Raw genomic sequence first — 21,355 nt, forward strand, 5'->3', positions numbered from 1 at the left:
CCAACCGCACCTGTCCGACCTCAAAAACGCAGTTTACAGGCTAACGAAAAAGCCGCCTGGCGCGATGCGCCAAGCGGCTGATTCTACGAAACTTTGGTGGAGCCTAGCGGGATCGAACCGCTGACCTCAACACTGCCAGTGTTGCATAGGCGTTCGCCTAAAGTACTGCTAGCAAAGATAAGCCCACTCCTTCCACTGGAAGCACATACAGCATATACGCTCAACGTGGCTACTGGCGCTCCGACAGGGTTTTACGGCTCTAGTCCTGAAAGGGAAAAGTGTGGCCTGTTGCTTCGTACCGATCTGACCCAGCTGGCGGCTGACTGCGGCTGGGTAGCCGGGGCGCGTATTTTTCCTACTTATACTTAAGTTCTAGGTGCTGATGCCGATAGAAGGGTCTCATTCCCTCACAAGCGGTACTGAAACATGCTCTCACGTGTCAAAATTGGTACAAGGCTCGGCATCGCCTTCGGTAGCGTTTCTCTGCTACTCCTAAGCATCTTCGGCGCAGGAATGCTTGGGCTTAACTCAATTAACAGAACTGTGAATACTACCCTGGAAAGAGATGTGGCACTTTCCTCAAACTCTGCCCTAGTTAAAATTCTATCTTTACAGCAACGCCGCTACGAAAAAGATGCGTTTATAAACATCAGCAACCAAGAAAAGCTAGCATCTTATTATGACAAATGGCAAGATACACAAATTAGGCTCAGAGAAGCTCTAACAAATGGATCCTCTTTGACCGAATCAGAAGCCTTACACAAACTATATAGTGAAGCCGACATTGCTTTAGATGGCTACGTCGACGGTTTTAACACGGTCTATGACAACATCACAAACGGTAGAATTAGTGACACGGAGAGTGCTAACGTTGCTTTCAGTGAACACAAACAAGCAATCTATAAATTAGAAGAATTGGCTGAACAGATAGAGCAAGCCGCGTTAGCTCGAGTGAACGTAGCCAAAGGTGATATAATTAAACAATACGACTTCGCGCGCTGGTCACTTATTGCCTTTTCGACAATAGCACTCTTGATGGCTATTTTTTTAGCTTATGCGATTACTCGCAGCATAGTAAACCCATTGAAAGGCGCAGTAGAGGTGGCCCATCGAGTCGCCGAAGGGGATTTAACATCGAAGATCGTTAACAAGGGCTCAGATGAAATATCTTTGCTATTGTCCAGCCTTAACACTATGCAGAACAAACTTAGTAGTTTGGTTGTTTCGCTGCGCAGTAGTAGTAAAAACGTTTATACGGGCTCAAATGAAATTGCAATCGGTAGCCAAGATCTTTCTACACGTACCGAAGAACAGGCCTCCTCCTTGCAGGAAACCACCTCTAGCATGGAGCAAATAGTTTCGACTGTACGACAAAATACTGATTCTGCAAGTGAAGCGGATCGACTTTCTTCTGATGCTGCCGATACAGCTGAAGCCGGTAGTCAGGATGTTCTTCGCACCATTGAACTAATGCAAGAAATTGCAGCCAGCTCCAACAAGATCAACGAATTCGTTGAGATAATCGATTCAATTTCCTTCCAGACCAACATCCTCGCTCTGAATGCTTCCGTTGAAGCAGCCCGAGCTGGAGAACAGGGTCGAGGATTTGCTGTAGTGGCCAATGAGGTTCGCTCTTTGGCTAGTCGAAGTGCAGAGTCTGCAAAAGAGATACGCGCAGTAGTGGAATCGACTACAGCCCAAATCGGCAATGGAGCCGAGCAGGCCAAGCGCAGCGGTAAAACCATCAACCAGACGGTCGAATCAATTCGCCAAGTCTCTAACTTGATGAAGGAAATCGCGATCGCAACCCGTGAGCAAAGTAGCGGCATTGATCAAATCAATATTGCACTCACTGCTATGGACACCATAACTCAGCAGAATGCTTCTCTGGTCGATCAAACAAGTGCCGCCGCTGCTTCTCTCGAGGTCCAGGCCAAGCAACTGACTGAATTAGTTTCCACGTTCCGCACGGAGGATAAAATCGAAATGAGCCCTTCACCTCAGCGAGATGTAAGAGAGAGCCAGTCGCTTTCGATTACTACTGCAAGATCATCTCGATCTCCGGTTCAGCCCGAAGAAATAGAAAGGAGTGAGTATTAAGCTAGAACGCATGCGTTACGCAAGGCTGCCTAGCAATTCTCTTTTGGCCGCAGCGTTTTAGTGTAGCTGCCATTTTTTATGGCTATAATTGGGTATGTATCATCAGGTGGCCCGGGCGCCGACAAATAATTGCCCGCCCGTGCCACTTCTCTGCAGGTGTAGCTCAATGATAGAGCTGCACCTGCACCGAATCCCTCTCTCAGCGCCCTACTGCTGCGTTTATCTGTCAAATTGCCGACTGGCCAGCGATCCACGGTGCTGGCCGTAGAGTATCCAGCGCCAGCAGCAGCCTCCAGAAACACGAAAGCCCGGCCGAATGAACGGCCGGGCCATCCCGTTGCGCATCGCTCCCTGACGCATCCCACAGCGTGGCACCTGACGTCACTTATGTTAGGTAGATTCTGTGCGTGACCGTACATCAAGTTCGTAAGATATGCTTATATTGATCCCGGCGACCGGTAATCCAAGGCGCCGCACCCCACTCATGACTCGATCTCGCCGATACGGCTGCAGCTAGGCTGGCCATTGCACGGCAGGGTTCCCGCTTGGCCTGACAGCCGCTCTCCCGGGGCGGCTCCCAACCGTCGTCCTGGCGATCGTCCCGACTAGCCAACCGCATCTAACGAAAACGCCCCTCCGGATGCCGGCAGGGCGTTGGTAAATCTGGCTCTCGGCGGAAATACGCGCCAGCCTACAGATACGAAAACGCCATATGCTGATGCGTGCAAATTTTGTAAAGATCTAGCACTCCCTCCTTTCTACTTAACCAGTGTAGATCGATAGCACCCCTCATCATGGGCCTGCCCTATCAGAATCTGGTTCAGTTACGTTCCCTTCAGCGGGGAGTAAGAGGGTTTCCACAAAGTGTCTCCTGCACATGAATCGGTACAGTTCCGCCTCGGGTATTGGACGCGAAATCAGGTATCCTTGGGCTGTATCGCATCCCATTTTTGCTAGCGCCTGTAGTGTTGCTTCATCTTCGACCCCCTCCGCCGTCACCCGAAGCCCCATCTTATGGGCGAGGTTGATTGTAGAAGCGATGATGGCCCTATCTTTCTCACTCTCCATCATATTGGCGATAAAACTACGATCCAGCTTCACTTCATCAACAGAAAACTTGCTGAGGTAAGATAAAGAAGCGTAACCAGTTCCAAAGTCATCTATTGCACAGCTAATGTTAGCTTCATGAAGTTCACTAACCACCTTCTGAGCATGATCATGATCTTGAATGACGCCTGTTTCTGTTATTTCAAGGCAAAGTCCCTGCGGGTACCAGAACTGTTTCAATGATAGAATGTAGTCTACTAGCGTGTATCCCTCAGCCAAGTCTCGAGCCGAAACGTTAACGCTAATACTAAAGTCAGGGTCATGAGAACGGCATCGTTCAATTTGAGCCACCGACTCTTTAAGAACCCAATAAGTCAACTGTTTAATCAACCCCGTCTCTTCCAAGAGTCCAATAAAATGACCAGGAGGCACAAAGCCTAAAGTCGGGTGCTGCCAACGAACCAGCGCTTCCGCTTCCTTTATGTATCCGCTCGTCAAGTCAAGCTTAGGTTGGTACAATAAATACATATCGCGGGTGCCAAACCGACGAAAATCTTCTACGAGGATGAGGTCATTAGGATCAGGTTCAAGGCCGCCAGTGTAAACACGCCATGCTTCAGAAGCTTTCGTTGCTGCTGAGTAAGCGGTCATGGCACGTCTAACTAACTCCTCCGCCTCAGATTGGCTCTTATGACCGACTTCAGCGCGACCCTCGCTAATTCCCATAACCACGTTTGCGCTTATATTTAACTTCCCTATTTCAAGGGACTCACTAACGAATACCACAATGTCTTCGTGTGACATTTCATGTTTTCTTACGATAGCGAATACACCTGAGCCAAAATGGCTAATCTGTGCAAACCCCAGGGATTCCAAGCGGCTAGAAAACTCTTGCAACAACAACTCATGGCCGAAATGATAGCCGAACAAGCTGGTTAACTGTTCAAGATTGAGCAATCGAAGGAGGATGACAGTAGGTGCCAGCTCGCTTCGTTCTTCCAGCAATCGACCCAAGTTATCGATGAATGCCGCTCGGCTGGGTAAACCTGTGACCTCATCATAATCTGCTTTGTAGCGCAGTTCCTTCTCAAGCTCCCTTTTGGCTGTAAGCTCCTCGTAAAGTCGACGTGTACGGAAGCGCACCAAACGCTTTAAGTACCAAGAGAGAGAAAATCCAAGAAGAGTGGCAAAAGATAGCGGCAAAAGTAACCAGTAGAAATAGCGAAGCCAATCAGACATGCGGTGCTTATGCCATTCTAGCTCTGGTATCCATTCATGATAAATATCGTGGTACGTGCCTTCCGCCTGAATCAATGCTAGATTAGTGTTTAACCAACTCAACATTTCATCGTTGCCCTTTCGTACACCGAACACATATGGTTGTGGCCAGAAAGGGGCGCTTGTTTGTTCTACTTGAGTCTCGGCGGCATGCCTGCGCGAAGTGTTAACCACTTCCACGCAGGCATCTGCTTCTTGTTCATTGACAGCGACCAAGCAGTCTCGCTCCGTTTCAACCTCTACCAGAATGAAATCATGTTGTTCTTCCTCAAGCCGAGTTGCTGCATAACTGCCTCGTACTACAGCAACCCGCCCCCCCACTAACTCATTTAACGTCCTATAACTCTTGTTATTTAATGAAAATATCCCATGCGACAAATAATAAAAGGGCTCCGTAAAATCGAAATCTTCTTTACGCCCCTCCGAGGCTAGCAAAGGTATAACATCTGCCTGCCCCAGCCTGACAGACTCAATGGCTTCCTCCCATGCCATTAACCTATGCTCGGCGACCCTATTACCTTGTTGAGCCAAGCTATCCTGAAGATCTATAACAAATCCCTTGGCTTGGCCATCTTGGGGAACCCACTGGAACGGACGATAGGTTGCTGAGCCTACAAAAACAACCTTTGCCGGCTCTGATGTTTCTACTTGGCCATGTGAGGCGCTAGTGGTAACCCCTATAATCGTAAGCCCCACAGCCCAGAACCATACTTTTATTAACTTAATTCTCATACGTCCACTATCTCGCGAGGCCCATTACATCCTGTGTCTTGTCCTATCTCGACCCATGCTCAACACCTGCAGCGTTAAATTATCGTTTTACTAGTTCAAGCACGCCTAACCCAAGTATCTCATGCCATCTAAGCTTTAGGCATAGCATATTTTATTAAGAAGCCTAACCACAAATCTTGTGTTCTGGTTGCGGCTACGAGGAGTCTCAAAAGCGGCATGGCTTGAAGGCCCTAACCCTGTGCGGCTGGCGCATTTCTACCAATCGCCCAGGTCGCCGGCTGTCCTCGACCTGCTCAAAACAGTCAACAGCAAAGCTGGACACGCTGAAGCCCAGCTGGCGTCCATAATGCTCGACGTTGGCGGCAATCATGTCATAGCTCGCGCCCTACGCCCTGCACCCGTCGATTGCTTGCGCGCCTGGATGTGAGGCAGAAGCCGACGTTCCACGAATCCGCTCGCTCGGCTCCGAGCTGTTCGAGCCACGCAGACGAAGCGATGACAAAACATTACCTGGATGGTCACGGCATCCGCTGGCAGGAAGCGAAGGGCCCAGGAAAAGGCATGAACGCCCTTCTTGGAGCGTCCTAAAATGGCTAGTAATGGAGTGGAGGTTTACGGGAATTTTACGGGCACGCGAAAAAGCCGCCTGGCGCGATGCGCCAAGCGGCTGATTCTTCAAAACTTGTTGGTGGAGCCTAGCGGGATCGAACCGCTGACCTCAACACTGCCAGTGTTGCGCTCTCCCAGCTGAGCTAAGGCCCCACACGTTCTCGACCTGCGAGAACGAGGCGTATCTTACCCATCGCGGCCGAGTCCGTCAATAGTCCGCACGAGAACATACTCTTCGTTGATAGAAAGCGGGGATTGGGATGCTCGTTCAATTTCCCTTGCCTCATGAGTATGGCAAGCTTGCAACTGAATGCCGAAGGCTCGGTGTTCAGAGCCTAGCCCGAGTTCAAGCTCCGCCGCGACTGCCTGTTCGTCGCCGCCAGCTATCCGCAATGACGAGGAATGTCAGTCTTGATCAAGGTGCTCATTGTCGATGACCATCATCTGGTTCGCACCAGTCTCGCTCGCTTGCTCGAGAATGAAGAGGATATAAATGTGGTGGGCGAAGCCGCCAGCGGCGAGGAAGCCATTACCCTTTGTCGCGAGCTGGAGCCGGATGTCATTCTGATGGACCTGCGCATGCCAGGTATCGGCGGTCTTGAAGCGACTCGCAAGATCATGCGCAACAATGCCGATGTGCGTATTCTGGCCCTTACCGGTTTCATGGAAGACAATTTCGCTCAGCGCATGCTCGATGCCGGTGCCGGCGGCTTCATCAGCAAGGACACCCAGGTACCGGACATGGTCGATGCCATCCGCAGCGTCTTTGCCGGGCATCGCTACATCAGCCCCGACATCGCCCAGCGCCTGGTCCTCTCGCGTTTCGACTCGGAGGAGAACCCGTTCGACAAGCTCTCGCAGCGCGAGCTGCAAGTGGCCATGATGATCGTCAACTGCCAGCGGGTCTCGGAAATCTCCGATCGGTTGTTCCTCAGCCCCAAGACCGTCAACACCTATCGCTACCGGATTTTCGAGAAGCTCGGTGTCGAAACCGACGTGGAACTCACCCACCTGGGACTGAAGCACGGCCTCATCGAAGGATTCGACTCCGCCAACTGAAGGCACGCTTCTGGTAATCTATTGCTTCCATGCAAGACAGCCAGAGCGCCATGACCTTCGACCCGAGGCAGTTCCTTGCCAACCTCACGCAAGCCCCCGGCATTTACCGGATGCTGGATGAGCGTGGCGACACCCTCTATGTAGGCAAGGCCAAGCGACTGAAGGCTCGCCTGGCCAGCTACTTTCGCGGCGCGCTCAATACCAAGACTCAGGCCATGGTGTCTCGCATCGCTGACGTCCAGGTCACGGTGACGCGCAGTGAAATCGAGGCCTTGCTGCTCGAGCAGACCTTGATCAAGGAGCTCCGGCCGCCTTACAACATCCTGCTGCGCGACGACAAGTCGTACCCTTTCGTCTTCGTCAGCGATCGCCATCCCTACCCCGCGCTCGAGTACAAGCGTGCCCGCAGGCGCCACGACGATGGACGCTACCTGGGCCCTTACCCAAGCAGCGGCGCGGTACGGGAAAGTCTCTCGCTGATGCAGAAAATCTTCCGCATACGCAACTGTGAGGACAGCGTTTTTTCACATCGCACGCGCCCCTGCCTGCAGTACCAGATCCAACGCTGCAGCGCGCCCTGCGTGGATTACATCAGTGAAGCCGACTATCGGCGCGACCTGGAGCATGCAGTGATGTGTCTCGAAGGTCGCAGCGAGCAGGTCACTCAGGAACTGACCGAGGCCATGGAAGCCGCCAGCCGTGACTTGGCATTCGAGGACGCCGCCCGCTTGCGCGATCAGATCCAGCATTTGCGCCAGCTCCAGCACCGCCAGTTCGTCGACACCGAAGGCGGCGACGCCGATGTATTTGCCTTGGCCGAACGCGAAGGTGCGCTGTGCATCTCTGTTCTCGCGGTACGTCAAGGGCGATTGCTGGGAGCTCGCCACCACACGCCTGACAACGGCTTGGGCCTGGCAGCCTCGGAGCTGCTGGGAGAGTTCGTCAGCCAATACTATCTTGGTCAGGGTCGCGAGATTCCTCGTGAAGTGATCAGCAGCCTGCCGCTCCCCGACGACGATATTCTGGAAAGCGCTTTGAGTAGCCGTGCCGAGCGGCGCGTACGTGTAACCCACAAGGTCCGCGGCCACCGCAGCCAGTGGCTCGAACTGGCACGCACCAACGCCGAGCAGCAGTTGGCCAGTCGTCTTGCCAGCCAGAACGAACTCGACCGCCGCTTCGATTCGCTGCAGAAAGCCCTGGCGCTCGAGACGACCATCGAGCGGCTCGAATGCTTCGACATCAGCCATAGCCATGGCGAGGCGACAGTAGCCTCGTGCGTGGTATTCGACCGCAATGGGCCGCGAAAATCGGACTACCGGCGCTTCAATATCGAAGGCGTGACTGCCGGCGACGACTATGCCGCCATGCGCCAGGCTCTAAGCCGGCGCTTTCGTCGCCTCGCCGAAGGCGAAGGAGCCACTCCGGACATTTTGCTGCTGGATGGCGGCAAGGGGCAGCTCAACCTGGCACGCGAGGTCCTGGGCGAACTGGAGCTCGGCCACATCCGTCTGCTTGGCGTGGCCAAGGGCACCACACGCAAGGCCGGTCTCGAAACGCTTTTCATCGAAACCGTCGATCGCACCCTCGACCTGCCGACGGCATCGCCGGCCCTGCACCTCATCCAGCACGTGCGGGACGAAGCCCACCGCTTTGCCATCACCGGACACCGCAACCGTCGCGACAAGGCCCGCCGCAGCTCGGCACTGGAAGATATCGAAGGTATCGGCCCCAAGCGCCGTCGTGAACTGCTGCGCTTTTTCGGCGGGCTCCAGGGTGTCAAGCAGGCAAGCCGCGAAGAGCTTGCCCGTGTGCCCGGCATCAGTGCCACTCTGGCAGAGACGATTCATCGCTCCCTGCATGGATGATAACGTCCGGTACAGATAGAATGGGGTCCACTTAGGCTTTTCCGATCCAAGGCAAGGACCCCCCGTCACATGAACATCCCCAACATCCTGACGCTGGCTAGAATCGCCTTTATCCCGCTGCTGGTGGTGTTCTTCTATCTCCCTTATGCCTGGAGCATGCCGATAGCGGCCGGCCTCTTCGCACTGGCCTCTGTCACCGACTGGCTCGATGGCTACCTGGCACGGCGCTGGAACCAGTCCACGCCTTTCGGTGCCTTTCTCGACCCGGTGGCGGACAAACTGATGGTGGCCGTGGCCCTGGCTCTGCTCATCGAGCGTTTTGACAGCATCTGGCTGACCCTGCCGGCCCTGGTAATCATCGGACGCGAAATCGTGATCTCGGCGCTACGCGAATGGATGGCCGAGATGGGCAAGCGAGGCAGCGTAGCCGTCTCCTGGTTGGGCAAGGTGAAGACCACCCTGCAGATGGTCGCCCTGCTGCTGCTGCTGGCTTTTACCCCAGGCACGCAGCTTTCACTGGTAGGCGTAGCCACCCTACACGTCGCTGCCATCATGACACTCTGGTCAATGTATATGTACTTGCGCGCCGCCTGGCCCCACCTGTCTCGCGCGATGTAGATGCATGCTCCTGATGCCATCAAGTGATTGACATTAACGAGCTTATCCGTATAATTCGCACTCGAGTCGAGCGGGAATAGCTCAGTGGTAGAGCATCGCCTTGCCAAGGCGAGGGTCGGGAGTTCGAATCTCCTTTCCCGCTCCAAATTCTTGTGGGCCAAGCGCACAAGAGAGGCGGTACCGAGGGTCGTGAACCGGCACGCCGGGCAGATCGATCTTCTTCTCACCGCAAACGACTCAACGAGGCTGGATGGCAGAGTGGTCATGCAGCGGACTGCAACTCCGTGTACGCCGGTTCGATTCCGACTCCAGCCTCCATTTCTTGACCCCTTTCAGCTGCCTGCTCGAAACCGTGCCGCCCGGATGGCGAAATTGGTAGACGCAAGAGACTTAAAATCTCTCGGTGGCAACACCGTGCCGGTTCGAGCCCGGCTCCGGGCACCAGGCTCTTCGCTATCCCCTCGCTCCTATCCTGCCGGACACCTTTACGGCATGCTGGCTGTTGCATAGTAGGCTTCAGCGAGAACGCGCATGGCTCCTAGCACCCCGACTCGTAGCGAACACGATGTATTGGTGATCGGCGGAGGCGTTGCCGGCCTGACCCTGGCCCTGCACGTCGCCGAGACACGCCGTGTCACCCTGGTGCGCCCCGCCAGCGACGATCAAGGCGCCAGCCGCTGGGCTCAGGGCGGCATTGCCGCCGTACTCTCTCCCCAGGACGACTTCGAGGCCCACGTGGCGGATACGCTGGTGGCCGGGGATGGCCTGTGCGACGAGCGGGCCGTGCGCTTCACCGTCGAACAAGGGCCCGCTGCCATCGAGTGGCTATTGTCGCTAGGCGTGCCGTTCACTCGTGATGACAGCCCAAACGCCAGCTACCCCTACCACCTGACTCGGGAAGGCGGGCATGGCGCCCGCCGCATCATCCATGCCGAAGATGCCACCGGGCGTGCCGTGCTCGATACCCTCAAGGCTCATGTCCAGGCACATCCGGCAATCACCATTCGCGACGATCTCGTCGCCATTGGCCTGCTGGCCGACGCGGAGAAACACTGTCGCGGCGCTCTCTGTCTGGATGAGCGCAGCCAGCCACTGGCACTGCAGGCCAGCGATACCGTACTGGCCACCGGCGGCGCCAGTGGCGTCTACCGACATACCACCAGCCCACACCCGGCCAGTGGCGAAGGCATGATAATGGCCGCCGAGCTGGGAGCCGAGCTGATGAACCTGGAGTTTCAGCAGTTTCACCCTACCTGTCTCTACGACCCGGACGGCCCGCCTTTCCTGATCAGCGAAGCGGTTAGAGGCGAAGGTGGACGGCTTTACAGCACGGACGGGCGACGCTTCATGCTCGCACTGGACGAGCGTGCCGAACTGGCGCCACGCGATATCGTTGCCCGCGCCATCGATGCCGAGATGCAGCGCACCGACTCGCCTCATGTTTGGCTCGACGTGACCCATCTCGGCGAGGCAGCCATTCGCCATCATTTCCCCACCATCCACAGCCACTGCCTGAGCCGCGGGCTGGACATTACTCGACAGCCGATCCCCGTCGTGCCCGCCGCCCATTACAGCTGCGGCGGGATTGCCACCGACCTCGACGGTAGTTCCAGCGTGCCGCACCTGTACGCCATCGGCGAAGTCGCCTGCACGGGGCTGCACGGCGCCAATCGCATGGCCAGCAACTCGCTGCTGGAATGCCTTGTCTACGCACGTAGCTGTGCCGCCAAGCTGGCGCTCAGCCACGCTCCAGCCATGGCGCCGCTGCCAGCAGGCGGCGTGGGCGGAAGAAAGGTGGACGCCCAGCGTATCCAGCAATGGCGCAAGGAAATGCGTGACATCATGAGCCGCCACGTGGCAATCGTTCGCCGCGACGCAGGGCTCGATGCCGCAGCAAGCGAACTGAGTGAGCTGAGTCGGGAAGTGGAAGCCGTACTCGCTAGCGCTGCGCCCAGCGCGGCGCTAGCGAGTCTATGGCATGCCGTCAGGCTGGCCCGCCTGACGGTTTTGGCGGCTCGCCAGCGTCGTGAGTCACGCGGCTTGCACTTCAATCCGGACTGCCAGCAACACCTTTCGCCTCAGCCCTCGAGACTCCATCTGGACGACCTTTCGCACCCAGCCTGAAAAGCCATTCGAAGCCTCGGTCAACGAGCCAAGGCGCGCCGCAACTGTCGAAGCGCAGCAGGCGAAGCGCTATCGGGCCATAGCCAGGCCCGCTGATGACCGACCTCCAGCGCAATCAGCCAAGGGCCGAGATAGGCGCACCGCAGCTCGACGGGAGCGGCCTCGGTGGCCGCCGCCGGACGCCATAGCCAGTGCCAGCCGCCCCCTGCTTCCGGCAGCATTTGCAGTTCACCGCAAGCCTGCCCGTGCCAGAGCCACCAACCCAGCGGCAAGAGCCACGCCAGGGCCGGCAGCGCCAGCCAGCCGGGAGTATGAACCAACACGACACCGCTGACTGCCAACGCCAGCAGCCACTGGCTGCCCCATGCCAGCCTAGACGGGACGATGCGGATCGTTGTCGGCGTTCTCGGCATGTTCTTGAATCAGCGCCACGATGCGACGAAACTCCGGAGCGGGCTCATCGCGCTGCATCAGCCAGGCAAAGAGATCCTGATCCTCACCCTCGATGAAAGCACGATAAGCCGCCTGGTCATCGGCACCAAGCTGGTCGTAACAGTGCTCGAGGAAAGGGATCAGTAGCAGGTCGAGTTCCCACATCCCGCGCCGGGAGTGCCAATAGAGCCGCTTGCGCAAGGCAGCGGCATCGGGGGTATTCGCTTCGCTCAACGTCGGCCTCAATGGTAGGGGGAATGAGTCATCCAGTATACCGGAGCAGGAAAAATGGGGCAGTGCTTCGGCCTGCCTTGTTCACTTTTCTTGACCATGGTCGTAGTGCGTTGTTTTATCTCGGTTTGAGCAGTATGCTGACGGAAGAACAAGAATGCCACCCAGGTCCCACCGGACCGGGCAAAGCCTGGAGATGACCCGATGACCAAATCTGAGTTGATCGAACAGATCGCCATGCGTCAGCCTGAACTTTCGATCAAGGAAGTCGAATCAGCGGTTCGCCTGATTCTCGATGACATTACCGATACGCTGGCCGAGGGTGGGCGAGTCGAGATCAGGGGATTCGGCAGTTTTTCCCTGCATTACCGGGAGCCACGGGTAGGCCGTAACCCCAAGACCGGCGATCCGGTCGCGCTGGAAGGCAAGTTCGTGCCACACTTCAAGCCTGGCAAGGAGCTCCGCGAGCAGGTCAATGCCAGCCGCGCCCTCGGCTACTAACACTTTCGTCATTCACAAGGGATAGAAACATGCGTTGGCTCAAAGGCCTGATCCTGGCCATCATTCTGCTGGCGGTGCTGCTTGTCGGCATACTCTTCGCCGTCAACAACCAGCAGACGGTACCGCTCAACCTGATCTGGCTGGAGCTACCGCCCATATCGCTTTCCGTCTGGCTCCTAGCCGCCCTGGTCTGCGGCGTGGTGCTGGGCATGCTGGCGATGACAGGAGTCTGGCTGAGACTGCGCACCGCACTTTCCCGCGCCCAGCGATTGAATCGCCAGCAACGCAAGGAACTCGACCGGCTTCGCGTTCAGGAGCTCAAGGAACTGCCGTAAATGCTCGATGCCCTGCTGCTTGTGCTGCTAGTGGCCGCCGTTGCCATTGGCTGGTGGCTAGGCCGCCGTGAGCGCCAGGGTAGCCATGATCGCGCGCTACCGAATACGCTGTCGCGGGACTATTTCGTCGGCTTGAACTATCTGCTCAACGAACAGCCCGATCGCGCCATCGAGACCTTCGTCAATGCGCTGGAGGTCAACAGCGAGACCATCGATACCCACATTACCCTGGGTAATCTGTTCCGCACCCGGGGTGAGGCCGACCGCGCCGTCAAGATTCACCAGAACCTGCTGGCTCGCCCCACCCTGACGGCGCTGCAGAGCGAACAGGTACAGCTCGAACTGGCACGGGATTTTCTCCATCTGGGATTGTTCGACCGTAGCGAGCGACTGCTCCAGCAGTTGGTACAGGACTCCAGCCATGATGACATTCGTCATGCCGCCAAGCGCCTGCTGGCGGACCTGTTCGATCGTGAGGGAGAGTGGCAGGCTGCCTTTGACGTGGCCTATCCCAATCTGATCCGCCAGCACGAAGACATCCGCCGGGCAGCGGCCCATTGGCTCTGCGAAATGGCCGATCACGAGCGCCGCTCAGCAAGCCCGGGCCTGGCCCGCAAGCACTTGCGCCGGGCGCTATCCATCGACCCACGCTGCGTGCGCGCCAACCTGTTGTTAGCGGCATTGTCCCAGGATACCGGGCATTATCGCGAGGCCATCCGGACCCTCATGCGCATTCCGGATCAGGATCTGGACATGATGCCGGTTGCGCTGGAACCGCTACACCACGCCTATGCAATGCTGGATGATGAAGCGGGACTGGTGGATTGCCTGGAGCGGCTGCTCGATCGTGCTCACGTGACCAGCCTGATCATTCTGCTGGCGGAGACTCAGCGCAAGCGCCATGGGCTACAGGTAGCCATCGAGCTGGTCAGCGAGCAGCTCAACCGAGCACCCAGCCTGGGTGCGCTCGACTACCTGCTGGACCTCTACCAGCACCAGCAGCAACAGCAAGGTGCACCCGACAACCGGCTGCAACTGCTCAAGCAACATACCCATACCCTGCTGACGGCACGGCCTAGGCATCGCTGTCAGCGCTGTGGCTTCGCCGGTCAGCCGCTCCACTGGCAGTGCCCCAGTTGCCGCAGTTGGGGCACCACCCGTCCCATTACCGGCATCGAAGGCGAGTAAGGGTGTTCAGCCAGCGGCCAGCTCCTGCTCGATGGCCGTCAAGGCCACCATCGGATCGTCCGCCTGGGTCACAGGCCTTCCAATCACGAGATGGGTGCTTCCGACCGCCATTGCCTCGGCCGGTGTCATCACGCGACGTTGATCGCCATGCTCGGTACTGCGGGGCCTGATGCCCGGCGTCACCTTGAGGAAGTCGTCGCCACACAGCTCGCGCAGCCTGGCCGCCTCCTGAGCCGAACACACCACACCATCCATGCCGCATTGACGCGCCAGCATGGCCAACCACTCGACATGCTGTGCCGGGGTCGCATCGACGCCTACTTCAGCAAGATCGCTCGCCGACATGCTGGTCAGTACCGTTACGGCAATCAGGTGGGTGGACAAACCATGGCGCTCCAGTCGCTCTCGTGCGGCTTCCATCATGCGCCTGCCACCGCTGGCATGCACGTTGACCATCCACACACCCTGCTCAGCAGCCGCCTGTACGGCCCCAGCCACGGTGTTCGGAATGTCGTGGAACTTGAGGTCGAGAAAAATCTGAAAGCCGCGCCCATGCAGCGCATCGATCACCTCCGGGCCGCTGCGGGTGAACAGCTCCTTGCCCACTTTGACGCGACAGCGCTCGGGATCGAGCCGGTCGGCCAGGCACAGGGCGGCATCGAGAGAGGGGTGATCAAGGGCAATGATCAGTGGCGAATCACTAGACACGTTGAGTGCTCCGGCTGCGTGGTCAGTTCGCTCGATTATACCAGTCCTTGACGATTCACCGTTCTCTTCAGGCTGAACTATGCTCTTACCTAATATGTGTTGGGAGGCAAGATTCGCCCAAGCAAGACAACGACAACGGCCAGCGCTATGCCCCTGAACTGATGGATCGGGAGGACTCCATGACAAGTGAACAACGCATAGGCCCCATTGCCTTGCCCGACAGCCGCGCCCAGCGAGTGCTGAGTACGCTGCTGGAGGGTTCCGGCGTGACACTCAACGGCGAGGCTCCTTGGGACCCGCAGATCTACCATCCCGATTTCTGCTCGAGAATCCTGCGCCAAGGCTCCCTGGGGCTGGGAGAGTCGTTCATGGACGGTTGGTGGGAGTGCGAGCAGATCGATGAAATGGCCTGCCGCCTGCTTCAGCACGGCCTGGGAGAGCGGGCTCGCCCCCCAGCAGATCGCATCATGTATCGCCTCCAGGCTGGGTTGCTCAATCTGCAGAGCAAGGCCCGAGCCTATATCGTCGGCGAAGCTCACTACGACCTGGGCAACGACCTGTTCGAGCGCATGCTAGACCCCACCATGTGCTACTCCTGCGGCTACTGGAAAGAAGCCGGAACGCTCCACGAAGCCCAACTTGCCAAGCTCGAACTGGCTTGTCGCAAACTCGAACTGCGCCCCGGCATGCACGTGCTCGACATCGGCTGTGGCTGGGGCAGCTTCGCCGAGTATGCGGCCCGCCACTACGGTGTCTCGGTCACCGGTATCACCATCTCCCGCGAGCAGGCGGAGCTGGCCAGAGAACGCTGTGCCGGCTTGCCCGTCGAGATCGAACTCAAGGACTACCGCGAACTGACCGGCTGCTATGATCGCATCGTCTCCATCGGCATGTTCGAGCATGTAGGCCATCGCAACTACGACGTCTACTTCCAGACCGTCGAACGACTGTTGGCCGAATATGGCCTGTTCCTGCTGCACACGATAGGCTCGAACCACTCAGAGATCAGCGTCGACCCATGGATCGACCGTTACATCTTCCCCAACGGGGTCCTGCCATCGGCACGTCATATTGCCGATGCCAGCGAAAATCTGCTGCTGATGGAGGACTGGCACAACTTCGGCCCCGACTACGACAGGACGCTGATGGCCTGGCGCGACAACTTCGACGCCCACTGGCACGAGATCGCAGACCGCTACAGCCAGCGCACCGAGCGTATGTTCCGCTATTACCTTTCGGTGTGCGCCGGCGCCTTTCGTGCCCGTGACCTTCAGCTCTGGCAGGTCGTTTTCTCGCGTGGTAGAAGGGCGCGCTACGACGCACCACGATGAGATCGTTGCTGCATGCGGCTTATTCTTACAAGCGACATGGACAATTTCTTACAGCTTCTGCTAGATGATTTACGCACTGTTACAACGTATATTAGACCTTCACACAACGGCTCCCTTCTGAAGGCAGGCGACTTCCGCTGATACCATGACGAGGCATCGGGCCGTTACATAACAACACCAGGACTCATGCCTGTGCGCAGCAGGCCACAAGGGATGCCCGCATGCCTGATGAGAATGCCATGACGGGAGGGGAGCTGAACGAGCCGATCAGCATGCGTGACTTCACGGAACGCCTGCCCGGCGTTGTCTTCCAGTTTCATCGTGACCATCATGGACACATGCATTTCCCCTACCTGGCCGGTAGCGGTACCGGTCTGCCAGGAATCGACCGCGACGCCTTGAGCCAGGACGCTCGCCATATGCTCGACCGGCTGGACGAAGAGGATTACCCGCGCGTGATGGCTGCCATCGAGCGCTCGGCTCGCTGGCGCATACCCATCGCCACCAAGTTCCGCATACGCCTGTCGAGCCAACGGTGTTGCTGGGTGGCGCTGCGAGCCCAGCCGGAAGACGCGACGACCGGTGTGCTCTGGTATGGCCTGATGATCGACATTACCGAGCAAATGGCCGAGGAGGCCAGGCTACGCCGGCTCTCCGATACCGATGACCTGACCGGCCTGGCCAACCGCCGCAGGCTGATGACTCGGCTGGACGAAGAGATTGCCAGGAGCAATCGCCATGGGAGCCCGCTCTCCCTGATGCTGATCGACCTGGATCATTTCAAACGTATCAACGATACCTGGGGACATCTGCAAGGCGATCAGGTTCTTGCCGAGTTTGCCACTATCTGTCAACAACTACTGAGGGAAGAGGATGTCGTGGGCCGACTTGGTGGTGAAGAGTTCGCCGTGATACTGCCATTGACCCCATTGGTCGCCAGCCGCCCTTTGGCCGAGCGGCTGCGCCGTGCCATCGCCGAGCACAATTTCGGTATCGATGCCGGCCAAGTCACGGCCAGTATCGGTCTTGCCGAATATCGCCTGGGCGAGCCAAGAGACACCTTGATCGACAGGGCCGATCGCAGCCTTTACGCGGCCAAGCATCAAGGGCGCAACCGTGTCGTCAGTAGGTAGCGTCAGTCCCGCTGCCGGGATCGTCACGAACTCAGAAGCCGGAATCAGGCGGTTCAGGTCCGAGGTTCACGAGTGGCGGATCGTCGAGCGCGATGGCATCATGCTATTGAGCGGGTCTTTATCTTACTCGATTTTCGGCAAGCCCTGCCTTTACCAATCGCGTGGGTGACGTTGCCGAGGCCGCGGGCCACCACCCGGCACTACTGACCGAATGGAACAGGTCACCGTCAACTGGTGGACACACAAGATCAAGGGCCTGCATCGCAACGACTCCATTCTTGCCGCTAGAACCGACGAGGTAGCGAAACAAAATGTTCGAACATATTGAGCGGGTTCCCGGGGACGCCATCCTCGGCCTGATCGAGGCCTTCAAGAAGGATACCAATCCTGAGAAGGTCGATCTCGGCGTCGGCGTCTACAGGGATGCCCAGGGCAACACCCCAGTGATGCGCGCCGTCAAGGAAGCCGAGGCCCTGCTGCTCAAGAACGAAGCCACCAAGACCTATATCGGCTCCCACGGTGCACCCGAGTATGGCGAAGTCATCCTGCCGATGGTGCTGGGTGCAGGCTCGCCGGTGCTCGAGGCCGGCCGCGCCAGCGCAACCCAGTCGCCGGGCGGTACCGGCGCGCTGCGTCTGGCTGCCGATTTCATCAGCACTCAGCTCCCCGGCAAGGGCATCTGGGTCAGCAACCCTACCTGGCCGAACCATCACGGCATCTTCACTGCCGCCGGTATCGAACTGCACAAGTACCCCTACGTCGATGCCGAGAACCGCCTTGATTTCGACGGTATGCTGGCAGCGGTCAAGCAGATCCCCACCGGCGACGTCATCGTTCTGCACGCCTGCTGCCACAACCCCACCGGCTTCGATCTCTCACGCGAGCAGTGGCAGCAGATCCTGGAAGTGATCCGTGAGCGCAGCCTGCTGCCTCTGGTCGACTTTGCCTACCAGGGCTTCGGCGAGGGCCTCGACGAGGACGCCTACGGCGTACGCCTGTTGGCCGAAAACCTCGACGAAGTGATCATTACCAGTTCTTGCTCGAAGAACTTCGGCATCTACTGCGAGCGCACTGGCTGCCTGATCATGGTGGCGAAGAACAATGAGCAGATGGAAAACATTCGTTCGCAGGTGGCCATCGTCGCCCGCGAGAATTATTCCAACCCGCCGGCTCATGGCGGCGCCATCGTCAGCGAGATCCTGCACTCCGCCGAACTGGCCGCCATCTGGCGCGAAGAGCTTACGGAAATGCGCGATCGCATCAACACCCTGCGCCGCGATTTCGTCGAAGCACTGAAGCCCTACGGGCTCGACCAGAAATATGCCTGCGTAGCCGAGCAGCGCGGCATGTTCTCCTATACCGGCCTGCAGCCGGAGCAGGTCGACCGCCTGCGCGATGAGTTCGGTATCTACATGGTACGTTCAGGCCGGGCCAACGTGGCCGGCTTCTCCCATGAGAACCTGCCCTACCTGGCCAAGGCCATTGCGGCAGTCAACTGACCGACTGCCCGCTTCCTGGGAACAGCGCAATGCCCCGGCCGTCGCCGGGGCATTGCGTATATGGCCAGCAAGCTGGTCTAGTGTCCGCCTCAGGCTTTTGCGCCGTTGAAAAGCGGGCGCATGTTCTCGATCAGGTAGCGATCATCGAACCCGGCCTCCTGCTTCAATGCTTCAAGGTCCGGTATCTTTACGTTGTAGCGATCACGAAAGACAAGACCGTCGTCGCTCAACGCAGTGAAGGTTCGGCTGACGTGCACCGTACTGAGCCCGAGCAGATCTGCCAGCACTTCCTGCGACAGCGGCAGACGGAAGCTTTCACAGCCATTGCCGTGAGTCTGCTTGAGGCGCTGGCACATCTCGAGCAGAAAATGTGCCAGTTTCTGGCGCGCATTGCGTCGCGCCAGGTTGACCAGACGTTCCGTCAACATCACTTGCTGGCGGCTGGCAACGGCGAACAGGATCGAGGTCAGGGTGAACGAGCGATGGAAGATATTGACGAGGTTGCGATGGGGAAAGAAACAGATTTCACCGTCTTCGATCATCTGCACCCCAGCCAGGCGCTGCGAGAAGGCGAATTCCCGCAGCCCGATGATATCGCCAGGCAAATAGATATCCAGAATCTGACGAGAGCCGTTCTCGAGATTGCGATAGGAAAATGCCCAGCCCGCCTTGAGAGTACTGAACTCAGCAGCCTCATCTTGCTCTTCCCACAGGATAGTGCCCGCCCGTACTGGTGTAGCGCTATCCTCCAGTTGCGCCAGCAGTTCCCTGTCCTCGTCCGATACCGGATGAAAATAGTTGAAGTGACGGACAATACAGCTCTTCTCTGAGCTCATCGACACTCTCCTCTCGACTAGGAACGCGGGCCATGCACATGACGACACCGAAGTTAATGGCAGTATACGACAAAGGCAGTCTTGACCAATCAGTCAGGACACGGTCACACTGAGCCTGCCTTGACTACAACCCCAACACACAAGAGGCTCATCATGGCGGCTTCCCCTGTGCACTACCCCTGGTACAAGAAGGAGGACACCGATGCCTTCTTCGCTCTCTTTCAGAACAATATCGCGAACTTCGTCATCATTGCCATCAGCATGCTGGGCATGGGCTTCCCCGCCTCCATCGTATTCGGTCAGGTATTACCGGGAGCAGCAGTAGCGGTGATGGTGGGCAACTTCTACTATGCCTGGAGTGCGGCTCGCCTGGCGCGCAAGGAGAACCGCGCGGACGTCACCGCACTCTCCTATGGTATTTCCACACCGGTCATGTTCGTCTTCCTGTTCGGCGTGCTGCTACCCGCGAAGCAGCTTACCGGCGATGCCGAACTGGCCTGGAAGGTGGCCGTTGCTGCCTGCTTCATCAGCGGCGCCATCGAGGCAGCCGTCAGTCTGGTCGGCCGCTGGGTCCAGTATCATTTACCGCGCGCCGCCATGCTCGGTGCCGTGGCCGGGGTTGCATTGACCTTCATCGCCGGCGAGATGCTGTTCAAGACCTTGGAGATGCCTGTCATCGGCTTACTGGTACTGGCTATCATCATCGTCGGTCTGGTGGCACGGGTCAGCATGCCTTTCCGCCTGCCCACTTCGCTGTTTGCCATCGTCATTGGTACTGCCATGGCCTACCTGATCGGCGATGCCGGAAGCGAGCGTTTCAGCGACGCCTTCACCCACCTCGGCTTCTACCCGTTGCTGCCCAATCTGGCCTGGTTCGAGGGGTTGGGGCTGTTGTTTACCGGTATGCTGGCGGTACTCACCGTCGTGCTGCCGATCACGCTGTATAACGCCATCGAAACCATGAACAACGTCGAGGCGATGGAAGCCGCCGGCGACAAGTACGATGTGCGCGAATGCCAGGCCGTTGATGGCGCAGGCACCATGATCGGTGCTCTGTTCGGCGGCGTCTTCCCCACCACCGTGTACATTGCCACCGTAGGCGCCAAATGGATGGGGGCAGGCCGCGGTTACAGTATTCTCAACGGTGCGGTCTATGCCTTGGCCACCATGTTCGGTTTGATCGCCGCCCTGGCGGCCATCATCCCGGTTTCGGTGGTTGCCCCCATCCTCGTTTTCGTCGGCATGTCGATGATCGCTACCGCCTTCCAGAGCAACGATACGCGCTACTATCCTGCCGTGGCGCTGGCCATGCTGCCCTACTTCGCCAATTACGTGATGACCCGCTTCAATCGTGGCGCAGGCGAGGTGGTGGCGGACATCTCGGGCGGCATCGTCGCCATGGGCCAGGGGGCCATGTTCATGGCCATTTTCATCGGTGCCATGACCGTCTCGGTCATCGATCACCAATTCCGCCGCGCGGCCATCTTCGCCGGGGTGGCGGCCGGCTTCTCCTTCGTCGGCCTGATGCATGCGCCGGAACTGGCCCTGAACGCTGCCTGGGATTTCACCCTCGGTTACATGGTGATGGGCGCCCTCTTCCTATACTTTGCCTGGCAGCAAGAGAAGTTGGCAGCACCTCACGGCTCCTCGTCGCGGCCTGCTCCAGCCACGCAACCGCCGCCGGCCGACTGAGCCTTACCGTAGAGCCCCGAAACGGCAAAAGGCCCTG

At 57.9% G+C, this 21,355-nt stretch carries 17 protein-coding genes, 4 tRNA genes and 1 pseudogene; 16 read left to right on the plus strand and 6 right to left on the minus strand.

What is annotated here, in order from left to right:
• Positions 1-426 precede the first annotated feature (426 nt).
• On the plus strand, positions 427-2,100 hold the full coding sequence (locus tag HBJ55_RS02715; protein WP_240935958.1) for a methyl-accepting chemotaxis protein: 1,674 nt from the start codon (positions 427-429) through the stop codon (positions 2,098-2,100).
• A 792-nt stretch (positions 2,101-2,892) separates the two neighbouring features.
• Here HBJ55_RS02715 and HBJ55_RS02720 read toward each other — a convergent pair.
• Positions 2,893-5,157 (minus strand): EAL domain-containing protein, encoded by a 2,265-nt coding sequence (locus HBJ55_RS02720; RefSeq protein ID WP_167110810.1) that lies wholly within the window; start codon positions 5,155-5,157, stop codon positions 2,893-2,895.
• Between the two features lie 686 nt (positions 5,158-5,843).
• Positions 5,844-5,919, minus strand: a tRNA-Ala gene (locus HBJ55_RS02725).
• Positions 5,920-6,177: 258 nt separating this feature from the next.
• On the opposite strand from HBJ55_RS02725, the gene uvrY reads away from it, so the two are divergent.
• The 7 genes from uvrY to nadB all read left to right on the plus strand — a co-directional run bounded on the left by uvrY (position 6,178) and on the right by nadB (position 11,432).
• Positions 6,178-6,825, plus strand: coding sequence for a UvrY/SirA/GacA family response regulator transcription factor (uvrY, locus tag HBJ55_RS02730; protein ID WP_167110842.1), 648 nt, complete (start codon positions 6,178-6,180; stop codon positions 6,823-6,825).
• A 50-nt stretch (positions 6,826-6,875) separates the two neighbouring features.
• Complete coding sequence (gene uvrC, locus HBJ55_RS02735; protein ID WP_240935962.1) at positions 6,876-8,690, plus strand: excinuclease ABC subunit UvrC; 1,815 nt, start codon at positions 6,876-6,878, stop codon at positions 8,688-8,690.
• Positions 8,691-8,759: 69 nt separating this feature from the next.
• Positions 8,760-9,308 carry a CDP-diacylglycerol--glycerol-3-phosphate 3-phosphatidyltransferase gene (pgsA, locus tag HBJ55_RS02740; protein WP_167110812.1) on the plus strand — a complete coding sequence of 183 codons (549 nt, stop codon included), beginning with the start codon at positions 8,760-8,762 and terminating at the stop codon, positions 9,306-9,308.
• A 70-nt stretch (positions 9,309-9,378) separates the two neighbouring features.
• Positions 9,379-9,453 (plus strand) — tRNA-Gly (locus HBJ55_RS02745).
• A gap of 99 nt (positions 9,454-9,552) precedes the next feature.
• Positions 9,553-9,626, plus strand: a tRNA-Cys gene (locus HBJ55_RS02750).
• 39 nt (positions 9,627-9,665) lie between these two features.
• Positions 9,666-9,752 (plus strand) — tRNA-Leu (locus HBJ55_RS02755).
• A gap of 87 nt (positions 9,753-9,839) precedes the next feature.
• Entirely contained in the window at positions 9,840-11,432 is a 1,593-nt protein-coding gene (nadB, locus tag HBJ55_RS02760) for an L-aspartate oxidase (RefSeq protein WP_167110813.1), read from the plus strand.
• Between the two features lie 20 nt (positions 11,433-11,452).
• Here the strand turns inward: nadB and HBJ55_RS02765 are convergent, their stop codons facing one another.
• Together HBJ55_RS02765 and HBJ55_RS02770 are read right to left on the minus strand one after the other, a co-directional pair.
• Positions 11,453-11,845, minus strand: coding sequence for a hypothetical protein (locus HBJ55_RS02765; protein WP_167110814.1), 393 nt, complete (start codon positions 11,843-11,845; stop codon positions 11,453-11,455).
• On the minus strand, positions 11,805-12,098 hold the full coding sequence (locus tag HBJ55_RS02770) for an FAD assembly factor SdhE (protein ID WP_167110815.1): 294 nt from the start codon (positions 12,096-12,098) through the stop codon (positions 11,805-11,807). Before HBJ55_RS02770 ends, HBJ55_RS02765 begins: the two co-directional genes overlap by 41 nt.
• A 201-nt stretch (positions 12,099-12,299) precedes the next feature.
• Here HBJ55_RS02770 and HBJ55_RS02775 point away from each other — a divergent pair, with 201 nt between their 5' ends.
• The 3 genes from HBJ55_RS02775 to lapB are packed head-to-tail and all read left to right on the plus strand — an operon-like array spanning position 12,300 to position 14,119.
• On the plus strand, positions 12,300-12,596 hold the full coding sequence (locus HBJ55_RS02775; RefSeq protein WP_010629003.1) for an integration host factor subunit beta: 297 nt from the start codon (positions 12,300-12,302) through the stop codon (positions 12,594-12,596).
• A 29-nt stretch (positions 12,597-12,625) separates the two neighbouring features.
• Positions 12,626-12,931, plus strand: coding sequence for a LapA family protein (locus HBJ55_RS02780; protein ID WP_167110816.1), 306 nt, complete (start codon positions 12,626-12,628; stop codon positions 12,929-12,931).
• Positions 12,932-14,119, plus strand: coding sequence for a lipopolysaccharide assembly protein LapB (lapB, locus tag HBJ55_RS02785; RefSeq protein WP_167110817.1), 1,188 nt, complete (start codon positions 12,932-12,934; stop codon positions 14,117-14,119).
• 6 nt (positions 14,120-14,125) lie between these two features.
• On the opposite strand, the gene pyrF is transcribed toward lapB, so the two are convergent.
• The gene (gene pyrF, locus HBJ55_RS02790; RefSeq protein ID WP_167110818.1) at positions 14,126-14,827 is read right to left on the minus strand and encodes an orotidine-5'-phosphate decarboxylase; all 702 of its coding nucleotides are present in this window, start codon (positions 14,825-14,827) and stop codon (positions 14,126-14,128) included.
• Between the two features lie 179 nt (positions 14,828-15,006).
• On the opposite strand from pyrF, the gene cfa reads away from it, so the two are divergent.
• The 4 genes and pseudogenes from cfa to HBJ55_RS02810 all read left to right on the plus strand — a co-directional run bounded on the left by cfa (position 15,007) and on the right by HBJ55_RS02810 (position 18,790).
• Complete coding sequence (gene cfa, locus HBJ55_RS02795) at positions 15,007-16,158, plus strand: cyclopropane fatty acyl phospholipid synthase (RefSeq protein WP_167110820.1); 1,152 nt, start codon at positions 15,007-15,009, stop codon at positions 16,156-16,158.
• Positions 16,159-16,379: 221 nt separating this feature from the next.
• Complete coding sequence (locus tag HBJ55_RS02800) at positions 16,380-17,291, plus strand: GGDEF domain-containing protein (RefSeq protein ID WP_167110822.1); 912 nt, start codon at positions 16,380-16,382, stop codon at positions 17,289-17,291.
• 161 nt (positions 17,292-17,452) lie between these two features.
• Positions 17,453-17,619 (plus strand): annotated as a pseudogene (locus tag HBJ55_RS22680) (4a-hydroxytetrahydrobiopterin dehydratase).
• The gene (locus HBJ55_RS02810; RefSeq protein ID WP_167110824.1) at positions 17,603-18,790 is read left to right on the plus strand and encodes an amino acid aminotransferase; all 1,188 of its coding nucleotides are present in this window, start codon (positions 17,603-17,605) and stop codon (positions 18,788-18,790) included. The pseudogene HBJ55_RS22680 and the gene HBJ55_RS02810 overlap by 17 nt, the downstream one beginning before the upstream one ends.
• An 89-nt stretch (positions 18,791-18,879) precedes the next feature.
• On the opposite strand, the gene HBJ55_RS02815 is transcribed toward HBJ55_RS02810, so the two are convergent.
• Entirely contained in the window at positions 18,880-19,626 is a 747-nt protein-coding gene (locus HBJ55_RS02815; protein ID WP_167110826.1) for a Crp/Fnr family transcriptional regulator, read from the minus strand.
• Between the two features lie 153 nt (positions 19,627-19,779).
• Here HBJ55_RS02815 and HBJ55_RS02820 point away from each other — a divergent pair, with 153 nt between their 5' ends.
• Positions 19,780-21,318: an NCS2 family permease gene (locus tag HBJ55_RS02820; protein ID WP_167110828.1), complete on the plus strand. Its 1,539-nt coding sequence runs from the start codon at positions 19,780-19,782 to the stop codon at positions 21,316-21,318.
• Positions 21,319-21,355 lie beyond the last annotated feature (37 nt).

This window comes from Billgrantia bachuensis (assembly GCF_011742165.1).
Classification (GTDB): Bacteria; Pseudomonadota; Gammaproteobacteria; order Pseudomonadales; family Halomonadaceae; genus Halomonas; species Halomonas bachuensis.

Bases quoted from the DNA above. Each gene is read 5' to 3' on its own strand.
- cfa (WP_167110820.1), top strand. From the start codon at position 15,007: ATGACAAGTGAACAACGCATAGGCCCCATTGCCTTGCCCGACAGCCGC.
- HBJ55_RS02815 (WP_167110826.1), bottom strand. From the start codon at position 19,626: ATGAGCTCAGAGAAGAGCTGTATTGTCCGTCACTTCAACTATTTTCAT.
- lapB (WP_167110817.1), top strand. From the start codon at position 12,932: ATGCTCGATGCCCTGCTGCTTGTGCTGCTAGTGGCCGCCGTTGCCATT.
- pgsA (WP_167110812.1), top strand. From the start codon at position 8,760: ATGAACATCCCCAACATCCTGACGCTGGCTAGAATCGCCTTTATCCCG.
- nadB (WP_167110813.1), top strand. From the start codon at position 9,840: ATGGCTCCTAGCACCCCGACTCGTAGCGAACACGATGTATTGGTGATC.
- HBJ55_RS02780 (WP_167110816.1), top strand. From the start codon at position 12,626: ATGCGTTGGCTCAAAGGCCTGATCCTGGCCATCATTCTGCTGGCGGTG.
- HBJ55_RS02775 (WP_010629003.1), top strand. From the start codon at position 12,300: ATGACCAAATCTGAGTTGATCGAACAGATCGCCATGCGTCAGCCTGAA.
- HBJ55_RS02720 (WP_167110810.1), bottom strand. From the start codon at position 5,157: ATGAGAATTAAGTTAATAAAAGTATGGTTCTGGGCTGTGGGGCTTACG.
- HBJ55_RS02820 (WP_167110828.1), top strand. From the start codon at position 19,780: ATGGCGGCTTCCCCTGTGCACTACCCCTGGTACAAGAAGGAGGACACC.
- HBJ55_RS02765 (WP_167110814.1), bottom strand. From the start codon at position 11,845: ATGCCGAGAACGCCGACAACGATCCGCATCGTCCCGTCTAGGCTGGCA.
- HBJ55_RS02715 (WP_240935958.1), top strand. From the start codon at position 427: ATGCTCTCACGTGTCAAAATTGGTACAAGGCTCGGCATCGCCTTCGGT.
- HBJ55_RS02810 (WP_167110824.1), top strand. From the start codon at position 17,603: ATGTTCGAACATATTGAGCGGGTTCCCGGGGACGCCATCCTCGGCCTG.
- HBJ55_RS02800 (WP_167110822.1), top strand. From the start codon at position 16,380: ATGCCTGATGAGAATGCCATGACGGGAGGGGAGCTGAACGAGCCGATC.
- uvrC (WP_240935962.1), top strand. From the start codon at position 6,876: ATGACCTTCGACCCGAGGCAGTTCCTTGCCAACCTCACGCAAGCCCCC.